This is a genomic window from Myxococcus sp. CA023, from assembly GCF_010998615.1.
GTDB lineage: Bacteria > Myxococcota > Myxococcia > Myxococcales > Myxococcaceae > Myxococcus.
Genome location: NZ_JAAEAH010000018.1, coordinates 60,106 through 71,007 on the forward strand (window position 1 = coordinate 60,106; position 10,902 = coordinate 71,007).

A 10,902-nucleotide genomic window follows, 5' to 3' on the forward strand; every position below is an offset into this window, starting at 1 on the left:
ATCCACCTCTCGCGCTAGGCCGCCTTGGCCGCGTCAGACATCCAGCCCGACTTCCCGAGCCACGTCTGCGCACGGTTGAGCTGCGAGACGGTGGACTGGGTGCTCAGCAGGCTCTGGACAGTGGACTCCACCTGCTTGAGGTTCGCCGCCGAGAGCGTCTGATCCACCACGGGATTCAGCCGGAAGTACTTCTTCCGAAGAATCATGCGGCACTGGTAGTCCGCCGCGTCCGAGCCGGCCTCCAGCATCATCTTCACGAGCACCATGGGGTCGTGGAAGTCCAGCAGCCACTTGGAGAAGCCCCAGTTGGCCACGCCCTTACAGAAGTGCGGCGTGAGGTACGACGACATGCAGCCGTTGCCCACCGACATCATCAGGATGTTCGTCAGGTCGGGCGGCTCCGTCTCCAGCGTCTCCACCTTCTCCGAGCGGCTCTTGCGGGTGATGTTGTTGATGATCTGCGCCAGCGCCACCAGCGACGGGTTGTTGGCGAAGATGCCGCCGTCGACGTAGCCGCTGCCCTGCTCCCGGATGCCCTGGTAGACGGGATAGGAGAGCGGAGGCGAACCGCTGCGCATCAGCACGTCCACCACCAGCTCGTTGTGGTCGGAGTCGTTGTCCGGCCCCGTGTTGTGGAAGACCTTGGCCTTCCAGGTCCGCAGCGACTTGCGGTGGCCGTCGAGCTGGAAGGACGGCAGCGCCACCTTCCGCTTCAGGTCTCCCAGGCGCAACGTGGCGCCGAAGTAGCTGCAGAAGAAGTCGCGCATGTAGCTGGAGTCGAGCAGCGCGGCGTTGCCCGTCAGCGCCATGGCGGTCCGCCCCAGTGACACCGCCTTGCGGTTCATCTGGACGACCTCACCCCAGAAGTCGAGGATCTTGGGGAAGGCGTCATCGGGGTTCTCGTAGGTGGCGAAGAACGCGGCGTTGAAGGAACCCGCGGACGTGCCGGAGAACAGCTCCACGTCGTTCAGCAGGCTCTGCCCGCCTCCGCGGCTGGTCAGCGTCTCCTTCAACGACTTGAGCAAGCCCGCGGTGACATACCCCTCACCACCGGAAATAGACGTACCATCCATTGCAAGGACTCGGTGCGGCATTACATGACCTCCATGGGGAGCTGCGCAGCCAGCCCCGTTGCTGGCATTTCCGCCCGAGACATTTCTGCGATTGGCGGGAGCGTCAAAAACCTATCCAGACATTTCTGTATTTCAATTGCAAGCACGGCGACATTCCGTTCATCCATGATGAGCGTCATGTGATTGCCTGGAACCGGTATCACTTCCGTCCCCGCGAGCGCGAATCTGCGCACACTGTCGACGAGCGGATCGCCGCCAATCGTCACCGGACCCGTCCTGAAAAGTGTGGCGGAGCCTCCATACGAAGAGAACGTATAGAGTTGCTCCGAGCGGCGTGTTGCCAGGAAATTCCGGGCCGTCAGCGCGCTGTCTCGCAAGAAACGCCACAGGTATGAATACTGCCCATCTGTATCCCGACGAAGCAGGTCTGCCCATGCCTCGGGCAGGCTGATTCCCATCCATTCGCCTATCAATCTCAGGCTGGCGTAGTCCCGCGGCATCTGGGCCTCCCCCAGCACCTTGATGAGCTGGGAGCCCGCGGGAATCTCCTGCGGGGTACCGTCGTGCCCGGCCAGCCGGTCCAGCGCCGCGCCGTCAATCAAGCCGAGCAGCGCCACCTGTTCCCCGAGCGCTTCGAGCTGCCGCGCCATTTCACAGACGACGAGCCCTCCGTAGGACCAGCCCGCGATCCGGTACGGCCCGCGCGGCTGGACCTTCCGCAGGGCCGCCACATACAGCGCGGCGGTGTCCTCGATGGTCTCCGGTGGCCGCTGGTCGTCCATGACGCCGGGCATCTGGAAGCCGAACACGGGCTGCTCCGCGTCCAGGTGGCGGGCCAGGGTGACGTAGACGGCCGGGCTGCCAGCGGACGGCGGGGCGAGGAACAGCGGCGGCTTGTGACCCAAGGGCTTCAGCGCCACCACACAGGCGGGCAGCTGGCGAATCAACGCGGTGACCTTGCTGGAGTGTTCGTCAACCCATTGCGCCAGGGCCTCCACGGAGGGCCGGTCGAACACCTCGTTGAGGGGCACCTCGATGCCCAGCTTCGCGGAGATGCGCGAGATGAGCGTGACGGCGAGGAGCGAGTGGCCTCCCAGTTCGAAGAAGCTGTCGGTGGGGGCCACGGAGCTCAGGCCCAGGAGTTCGCCGAACAGCGCCTGGAGCTGCCGCTCCGTCTCGGTCCGAGCCTCCGTGCGGGCCAGCGCGCTGGCGACGGGGGCCTCGGACGCCACGGGAGGGAGCGCCTTGCGATCAATCTTCCCGCTGGGCGTCAGCGGCAGCTCAGGGAGGACCGCGATGACCTCCGGCATCATGTACTCGGGCAGCACCTCACGCAGGGCCTTGCGCAGCTCGGCCCGCAGGTCACCGTTCTCCATCGACTGGGGCTGCACGTAGGCCACCAGGCGCGGCGCCCCGCTGGGGAGACGCTGCAGGAGCACCGCGGCCTGGACGACGTCGGGATGACGGCCCAGCGCGGCCTCCACCTCTCCCGACTCGACGCGGTGACCACGAATCTTGAGCTGGTCGTCCTGACGGCCCAGGTATTCGATACGTCCGTCGGAGAGGTACCGGGCGTGGTCCCCCGTGCGGTAGAGCCGCGATCCCTCCGTGCCCACGTCGAAGGGATTGGGGACGAAGCGCTCCGCCGTCAGGTCCGGCCGGCGCAGGTAGCCTCGGGCCAGTCCGACGCCGCCGATGTACAGCTCGCCGGGTACGCCGACGGGCACGGGCTGGAGGTACCGGTCCAGGATGTACAACCGCATGTGCGGGATGGGCCGGCCAATGGGCACCCGCTCCGGGGGTGGTGTGCCATCCGGGAGCAGCGTCTCGAAGCAGCACGCCACCGCGGCCTCGGTGGGGCCGTACTCGTTGATGACGCGCGTGGGGATGCCCTGCTCCCTCCACGCGGCCAGGTCCACGCCGTGCAGCCCTTCTCCGCCCAGCACCACCGCATGGGTGCGGCCGAGCACCTCGCGCGTGCGCCCCAGGCCGTTGAAGGCCCGCAGGTGCGACGGCGTCATCTTGACGAAGCTGAAGCCCTGCTCGGGGTAGTCCCGGGACGTCAGCTGGTCGATTTCGTGGCCGCGCGGCACGAGGAACAGCGCGCGGCCCGCCAGCAGCGGCGCGAAGAGGCTCGTCAACGTGCCGTCGAAGCTGACGGAGCCAATCACCGGGCTCCCCGTCCCTTCGCGAAGCCGGTACGCGTCCACACTCCAGCGCAGGTAGTTGACGATGCTCCGGTGCGTGATTTCCGTGCCCTTGGGCCGGCCCGTCGAACCCGACGTGTAGAGGATGTAGGCCAACTGGTCCGGGAGGCCGTCGCGACGGAGCTGCTGGCCGGGCGCGGCGGGCATGTCCCGGTAGCCTTCGTCCACATGGAGAGTGACGAAACCCCCCATGCCCCAGAGGCGCTCGGACAGCTTCGTGGAGGAGATCACCACCCGGGGCCGGGCATCCGCGACGATGTGGCGGAGCCGGTCCGCGGGCTCGTCTGCATCGAGCGCGAGGAACGCGCCCCCTGCCTTCATCACCGCCAGCAGGCTCACGATGAGCTCCGCCGAACGGTCCAGGTAGACGCCGACCACCACCTCCGGTCCCACGTCCAAATCCTGGAGTGACGCTGCGACCCGGTCGCTGAGCTGGTCGAGCTCGCCGTAGGTCAGCTCCCAGTCGTCCACGACGACGGCCACCGCATCCGGCGTGCGCAGCGCCTGGGCTTCGATGAGCGCATGGAGGCACGCGCCTTCCGCCTCCGGCGTCCCCGTGTCGTTCCACTGCCGGAGCACGCGCTCGCGGACATCCGCGGGGAGCACGGGCAGCTCGCCCACCGGACGCTGGGGCTCGGCCACGAGCCCTTCGAGCAGCACCTGGAAGCAGTCCACGTAGTGCTGGATGGTGCCCTGCTCGAAGAGGTCGCGGTTGAACACCATCCGCGCCGACAACCGGTCGCCGTGGTCATCCACGAAGAGGTTGAGGTCGAAGCGCGATGATTCCGCCTCGAACTCGAGCGGCCGCATGCGGAGGCCCGTCTCGTCCTGGGCCTCGCCGGAAGCGCGGACCCAAGCAAAGACAACCTGGAACAGCGGGTTGAAGCCCAGGCTGCGCGCGGGCCTCAGCTCCTCCACGAGCAGGTCGAAGGGCAGGTCCTGGTGAGCGAAGGCCTCGAGCACCGTCTCACGCACGCGCTCCAGCACCGTGGCGAACCCCGGGCCGCCACCGAGGTCCACCCGCATCACCAGGTTGTCCACGAAGAAGCCCACCAACGGCTCCAGCTCCGTGCGCGTCCGGTTGATGGAGTTCGCGCCCAGGACCAGGTCCTCACGGCCCGTGAGGCGGTGCAGGAGCACGAAGAACGCGCTCAGCATCCCCACGAAGGGTGTGGTGCGGGCCGCGTGGCTCTGCGCCTTCAAGGCCGCGGTGAGCTGGGGCCCCACTTCGAAGCGCACCTCTCCGCCTCGGTTCGACTGCACCTTGGGGCGCGGATGGTCCGTGGGAAGCTCGAGCAGCGGAGGCGCCCCATCCAGCTTGTTGCGCCAGTAGTCCACCAGCTTCTGGCGCACCTCGCCCTGGAGGTACTCCCGCTGCCATACAGCGAAGTCGGAGTACTGGAGCGTCAGGGGCGGCAACGGTGAGGGTTGGCCGCCGGCGAAGGCGCCATACAACGTCACGATTTCACGGACGAGGATGGCCTGCGCCCACACGTCCGCCGCGATGTGGTGCAGGCAGAGCTGGAGGTATTGCCCCTGGGGGCCCCGCTCGATGATGAGCACACGCATCACGGGGCCTGTGGACAGGTCGAAGGGCCGCTTGCCCTCACGCTGGAGGAAGGCCTCCACGCCCGCGGGTTCGGAGGCCAGCACCTCGCGCTCGTCGAGCACGCGGAAGTCGAACCGGGGCTCCGGGTCGACAATCTGGACTGGGACGCCCGCGTGCTCGGCGTAACGCGTGCGCAGCACCTCGTGGCGGCGGATGACCTCGGTGAAGCAGCGCTTCAGGATTTCCACGTCGAGGTGCCCTTCGACCTGCAACGCCAACATGAGGTTGTAGGCGGTGCTCCCGGGCTCCAAGCGGTCGAGGAACCACAACCGCGTCTGTCCGTAGGAGAGCGGCGCGGGCCCGATGCGTTGGACCGGGACGATGGGCGCCTCCTCCTGGCCCTGGTCATGGGCACGCAGGAGCTTGAGCAGCTCGGGTTTGTGTTCCGCCAATGACTGCCGAAGCTCCGGGCCGGCGGCGCCTTTCGGTCCGCGAAGCCTCAGCGCGTCGCCTTCCACCCGGACTTCCAGTCCTCGCCGATTCAGCTCGGCGAGCAGTTCCCCCATGTTCATACCGTCAACTCCTCGATGTCGGCTGCGGCCTCCGCCGCGGGAGCACGCGCGAGCAGCTCCTTGAGCTCGAGCTGGGTGCTCAGCACATCCACAATCCCGTCGAGCGTGGTGCCGTCGATGAACCGCGCCATGAGCAGGTCCACCCCCAGCTCACGGCCAATGCGGTTCTTCAGCTCGACCGCGCGCAGCGAATCGAGCCCCATCTCGTTCAGGGAAATCTTCTTCTGGAGGACCTCGTGGTCCGGAGCGAAGCCCAGCAAGGGCCCCAGACGGCTCTGCACGTACCGCGTCAGCAACGCGCGCCGGCGCTCAGCGTCCGCCCGCTTCAGCTCGTCCATCAGCTCATGCATCCGTGAAGCGCCCGCGGACCGGGCCTGCTCACGGAGCATCAGCTCGGAGAACAAGGGGCCGTGGCCGGGCGAAGGCCCCGCCTCCAGCGAGGAGACGCTGAAGGGCACGACGCCCACCTGCACGGCCCCCTGCTCCAGCAGCTGTTCGAAGACCTGCAGCGCCACTTCGGGTGAGAGGCTGGTGGCATCCGACGCTTCCGACCGGTCCGCGCTCTTGGCGGCCATGCCCGCGCCCGACCACCGTCCCCAGTTGATGCTGAGGGCTGGCAGTCCCTGGCGATTCCGGTGGTGTGCCAGTGAATCGAGGACACTGTTCGCCGCCACGTAGTTGGACTGTCCCGCCACGCCCACCAGCGAGGCCGCGGACGAGTACATGACGAAGAGGTCCAGCGACATCCCGACCGTGGCGCGGTGCAGGTTCAACGCGCCCTGCACCTTGGGCGCGAACACGCGCGAGAAGCGCTCCGCCTCCTGGTGCAGGATGACGCCATCCTCCAGCATGCCCGCCGTGTGGATGATGCCCCGCAGGGACTGCCCCCGCTCGGACACGCTCGCCACCAGTCGCTGCACGTCCTCCTGACGCGAGACATCCGCGCGCGCGACGGTGACGTTGACGCCCCGCGAGGTCAGCGCCGCGAGCCGAGCGTTCGCCGCGTCCGTGGGCGCACTCCGGCCCACCAGCAGCAGGTGCCGCGCCCCGGCCCCCGCCAGCCACTCCGCCGTCGCGAGTCCCAGCGCCCCCAGGCCTCCCGTGACGAGGTAGACGCCATCCGGTTGGATACGCACGGGGGCTGCGCGTTCAGGTGGCTTGCCAGGACGCACGAGGCGCGCGCCCAGGAGCCGGCCGCCGCGCAGGGCCATGACGTTCTCCTGCGGCGGCTGCGCCATGAGGTGGAACAACCGCTCCAGCGATTCGGAGCCCGGCTCCAGGTCCACCATGCGGCACGCGAGCTCCGTGTGCTCGATGGCCACCGCGCGGCCGAAGCCCCAGAGCGAGGCCTGAGCGAAGCCCTCCACCGCATCCGTGGGCGTGGCGGCCACCGCGCACTCCGTCACCATCCACAGAGCAGGCGGCTGCGCCCAGCTGGTACGCGCCATCGATTTCACGAGGTGAAGCGCGCCCACGGTGCTCGACGGCACTGCGCCGGAGAGGGCTTCTGGAGAACGGTCACCGAGCCCCCACAGGAAGGCCACTGCCGCCAGCGCCGAGCCCGCGGAGGAGACGTCCTGGAGCAGCCGGTCAAAGCCGGCAGCGTCATGGGGGTTGAGCCGATAGTGGGTTGCGTCGATGCGTTCGTAGGACGCACCGGGCGTGGCCACCACGCAAGTCCAGGCACGTTGCCGCGCCAACGCCTTGATTTCGTCCGCGACGCGGTCCGAGTCCACCAGCAACAGCCAGGCCCCGGACTGCGAAGCCACCTGGTCACGCGCGGTGGGCACGGGCTGCTCCCGCCACGCCAGCTCGAAGAGGAGTTCCTGCATCGCCCCGGAGAAGGCCGCCTGGAACGCGCGGCGGTCGACCTGCTTCAGCAGCAGGCCTTCCACCTCGGCGACGACGGCGCCGTCCTCGTCCAGGATGCGGAGGTCGGCGCTCACCAGTCCGTCGGAGAGCGACGTGCGTGCACCGGTTCGGGCGTGCACCCAGATGCTGCTCCCGGGTCGCTTGAACCAGCGCAGCCGCTCGATGGCGACCGGAATGCGCCCCTGCCCTTCTCCCGCCACCTGCGCGCCGCCGTCCGTGAACGCCGCCGCCGCCGTCTGGAAGCACGCGTCGAGCAGCAACGGATGCAGCCAGTAATCCCCGAGACCGATGACGAGTTCATCGGGCAGCCGCACGTGGGCGAGGCATCCGTCCCCACCGAACCGCAGCGCATCGATGCCTCGGAACGAGGGGCCGTACTCCAACCCACCACGCGCCATCATGTCGTAGTGCGCGCTGACGGAGCCCTGCCGCGGGAACGACTGCAACAGCCCCGACTCCAGGGCCACGTTCTCCGGGTGCGTGCGGCCTTCGGTGATTCGACCTTGCGCCAACCGGGCCCAGTTCCGGTCCGCGGCCCCTGTCTCCTGCCCGAAGATTTCGAAGCGGGAGCCCTGCTCCTCGGGTGTCAGCACCGTCTGGACGTTTTGTGACTGTCCCTCCGCGAAGACCAACGCCCGCTCCAGCTCGATGGACGTGAGTTCCAGGGGGCTCCCACCCGAGGTCGCGTGGTGCGCGGCGCCGAGCGCCATCTCGACGTAGCAAGCGGCCGGCAACACCGGGTTGCCCAGCACACGATGCTCCTCGATGAAGGCGGGCTCGTGCCTGCTCAGCCGGGCCGCGAACCGTGACTCCTTCGAACCCGCGAGCGACAGCGGTGTCCCCGGCAGGGAGTGCGCCTCGCCTCGTGCGGCATCGTCACGCGCCACATGGCCGCGGTGCTTCTCGGGGCTTCGCAAGTCCATCCAGTAGCGCTCACGCTGGAAGGGATGCGTCGGCAAGCAGCGCGGGCGCCGCTCGAACGGCGCATCGAACGCGGCCCAATCCACGTCGAAGCCGCGCATGTACAGCTCCGCCACGCTGGAGAGCAGCTGCGCCGTCTCTCCAGCGGACGGACGCAGGCTGGGAAGCCAGCACAGGTCTTCCGACTGGAAGGTCCTGCGGCCGATGCCAGCCAGGATGGGCGCTGGCCCCAGCTCCAGATAGGTCCGGTGACCTTCCTCGCGCGACAGCTCCAGCGCCTTGGCGAAGGCGACGGGCTCTCGGATTTGACGGTACCAGTAGTCTGGCCGGGTGATTTCGTCGCCGACACGCCGCCCCTCCAGCGTGGACACCAGCGGGATGCGCGGTGCCGCCAGCGTGAGCCCTCGGAAGGACTCGGCGAACGGCTTCAGCACGGGCTCCATCTGCGCGGAGTGGAACGCGTAGGACATCCGCAGACGCTTCGTCTGGACGCCCTGGCTCGTCAGGGCCTGCTCCACCTCGGTGATGGCATCGGGCGCCCCTGAGACGACCACGTCATCGGGGCCGTTGACCGCCGCCAGGGAGACCTTTCCGGCGTGCGGCGCAAGGGCCCGGTTCACCGTTTCGAGCGAAGCGGAGACCGCCAGCATCGCGCCAGGGCCCAGCAATTCGCCGATGAGCCGCGCGCGCGTCACGACCAGGCGCAGCGCATCCTCGATGCTGAACACCCCCGCGACGGCAGCCGCGGCATACTCACCCAGGCTGTGCCCGATGAGCGCCGCTGGCGTGACGCCCCAGGCACCCCACAGCTCCGCCAGCGCATACTCCAGGGCCACCAGCGCGGGCTGCGCATGGCGCGTGTCCTCCAGGAGCGTCGCGGAAGATTCACCGAAGAGGAGCGCTTCGAGGCTGCAATCGAGCAGGCCCTCCAGCGCCTTCGAGCACCGCTCCAGCGCGGCGCGGAACACCGGCTGCGTCTCGAAGAGTTCGCGCCCCACTCCAGGGCGAAGCGCGCCCTGCCCCGTGAAGAGGAAGACAGGCCGGGGGCTCTCCGTTCCGCGCAGGGGTTCGCGTGCCGGACGCAGCTTCTCTTCGCGCAGCCGCGTCAGGTTCGCGCGCAGCTCCGCGGTGGTCGCGCCCGAGACGGCGGCACGGTGCTCGAACTGGGAGCGGCCCGTGTTCGCCGTGTAGCACCAGTCTCCCAGCGCCGCAGGGTCCTCTGGCAAGGCGCGCTCCTGCGCTTCCATGAGCGCTTCGAGCGCGGCTTCGCTCTTCGCCGACAGCGTCAGCACATGGGCCGGGCGCTCCGCATCCACGCGGGGGCGCGCCAGCACGGGGGCCTCCTCCACCACCATGTGCACGTTGGTGCCACTGAAGCCGAAGCTGCTGACTCCGGCGATGCGGCGCTTGTCACCGCGCAGCCAGGGCTGGGTGGCCGTGGGGATGGTGACGGGCAGGTCGTCCCAGCGGATGTTCGGATTGGGCCGCTCGAAGTTGAGGTGCGCGGGGATGGCCTCGTTCTGCAACGCGAGCAGGACCTTGATGAGCCCCGCGATACCAGCGGCGGCCTCCAGGTGGCCGATGTTCGTCTTCACCGAGCCGACGTACAGCGGCTCACCGCGAGCGCCCTTGCGCCCGAAGACGGACCGCAACGCCTCCATCTCGATGGGGTCGCCGAGCAGCGTCCCCGTCCCGTGGGCCTCGATGTAGCCCACCTGGTCCGGCTCCACGCCACAGCTGTCCAGCGCCGCCCGGATGACGCGCTCCTGCGAGCGCCCGTTCGGCACCATCATCCCGCTGCTGCGGCCGTCATGTGTGACAGCCGAGCCCCGAATGACGCCGAGGATGGCATCGCCCTTGGCCAGCGCGTCCGACAGGCGCTTGAGTACGACGACGCCACAGCCCTCGCCGCGCCCGAAGCCGTCCGCGGACGCGTCGAACGTCTTGCAGCGGCCATCCGCCGCCAGCATGCGGTTCTGGCACTCCACCATCACCGTGACGGGAGAGAGGTTCAGGTTCGCGCCCGCGGCGAGCGCGAGGTCGCTCTCGTCGTTGCGGAGGCTCTGACAGGCCAGGTGGATGGCGACGGCGGACGACGAGCACGCCGTATCCACGGAGACCGCGGGCCCCTGAAGGCCCAGCGTGTGGGAGATGCGTCCCGCGGCGACGGACGGGTAGTTGAGCGACGCCGAGTGGAACTCCATGTTCTCGGCGATGCCCAGCAGGTTGTAGTCGTTGTGCATCAGCCCCAGGAAGATGCCGGTGCGGCTCCCAGTGAGGCCGGCGGGCGGAATGCCGGCGCGCTCCAGGGCTCGCCAGCACTCCTCCAGCAGCATGCGCTGCTGCGGGTCCATGCCCTTGGCGTCACGTGGCGTGATGCCGAAGAAGCCAGGGTCGAACAGGTCGACGCCGTCGATGAACGAGCCTCGGCGCGTGTACATCTTTCCCGGGACACCGGGCGTGGGGTCGTAGAACGCGTCGACGTCCCAGCGTGAGGCAGGCACCTCTCGTGTCGCGTCGCGGCCTTCGGCGAGCAGCTCCCAGAACGTCTCTGGCAGGTCACCTCCACCGGGGAAGCGACAGGACATGCCCACCACGGCGATGGGCTCGGCCGCCAGCAGCTCCTTCTTCGAGCGCAGCTGGCTCGCGAGGTACGCGAGCTTGACGACAGGCAATTCAGAAATGCGTGTGGATAGTTTCGCCATCAG

The 10,902-nt window shown here is 68.6% G+C and carries 3 protein-coding genes; all 3 read right to left on the reverse strand.

What is annotated here, in order from left to right:
- Positions 1-14: 14 nt before the first annotated feature.
- The 3 genes from F8M74_RS10425 to F8M74_RS10435 are packed head-to-tail and all read right to left on the reverse strand — an operon-like array spanning position 15 to position 10,899.
- Entirely contained in the window at positions 15-1,094 is a 1,080-nt protein-coding gene (locus tag F8M74_RS10425) for a patatin-like phospholipase family protein (protein WP_141253076.1), read from the reverse strand.
- Positions 1,094-5,401 (reverse strand): non-ribosomal peptide synthetase, encoded by a 4,308-nt coding sequence (locus tag F8M74_RS10430; RefSeq protein ID WP_141253077.1) that lies wholly within the window; start codon positions 5,399-5,401, stop codon positions 1,094-1,096. The genes F8M74_RS10425 and F8M74_RS10430 overlap by 1 nt, the downstream gene beginning before the upstream one ends.
- Entirely contained in the window at positions 5,398-10,899 is a 5,502-nt protein-coding gene (locus F8M74_RS10435) for a type I polyketide synthase (protein WP_141253078.1), read from the reverse strand. Before F8M74_RS10435 ends, F8M74_RS10430 begins: the two co-directional genes overlap by 4 nt.
- Between the last annotated feature and the right edge of the window lie 3 nt (positions 10,900-10,902).

Coding starts and splice junctions, on each gene's coding strand:
- F8M74_RS10425 (WP_141253076.1), bottom strand. CDS start 1,094: ATGCCGCACCGAGTCCTTGCAATGGATGGTACGTCTATTTCCGGTGGT.
- F8M74_RS10430 (WP_141253077.1), bottom strand. CDS start 5,401: ATGAACATGGGGGAACTGCTCGCCGAGCTGAATCGGCGAGGACTGGAA.
- F8M74_RS10435 (WP_141253078.1), bottom strand. CDS start 10,899: ATGGCGAAACTATCCACACGCATTTCTGAATTGCCTGTCGTCAAGCTC.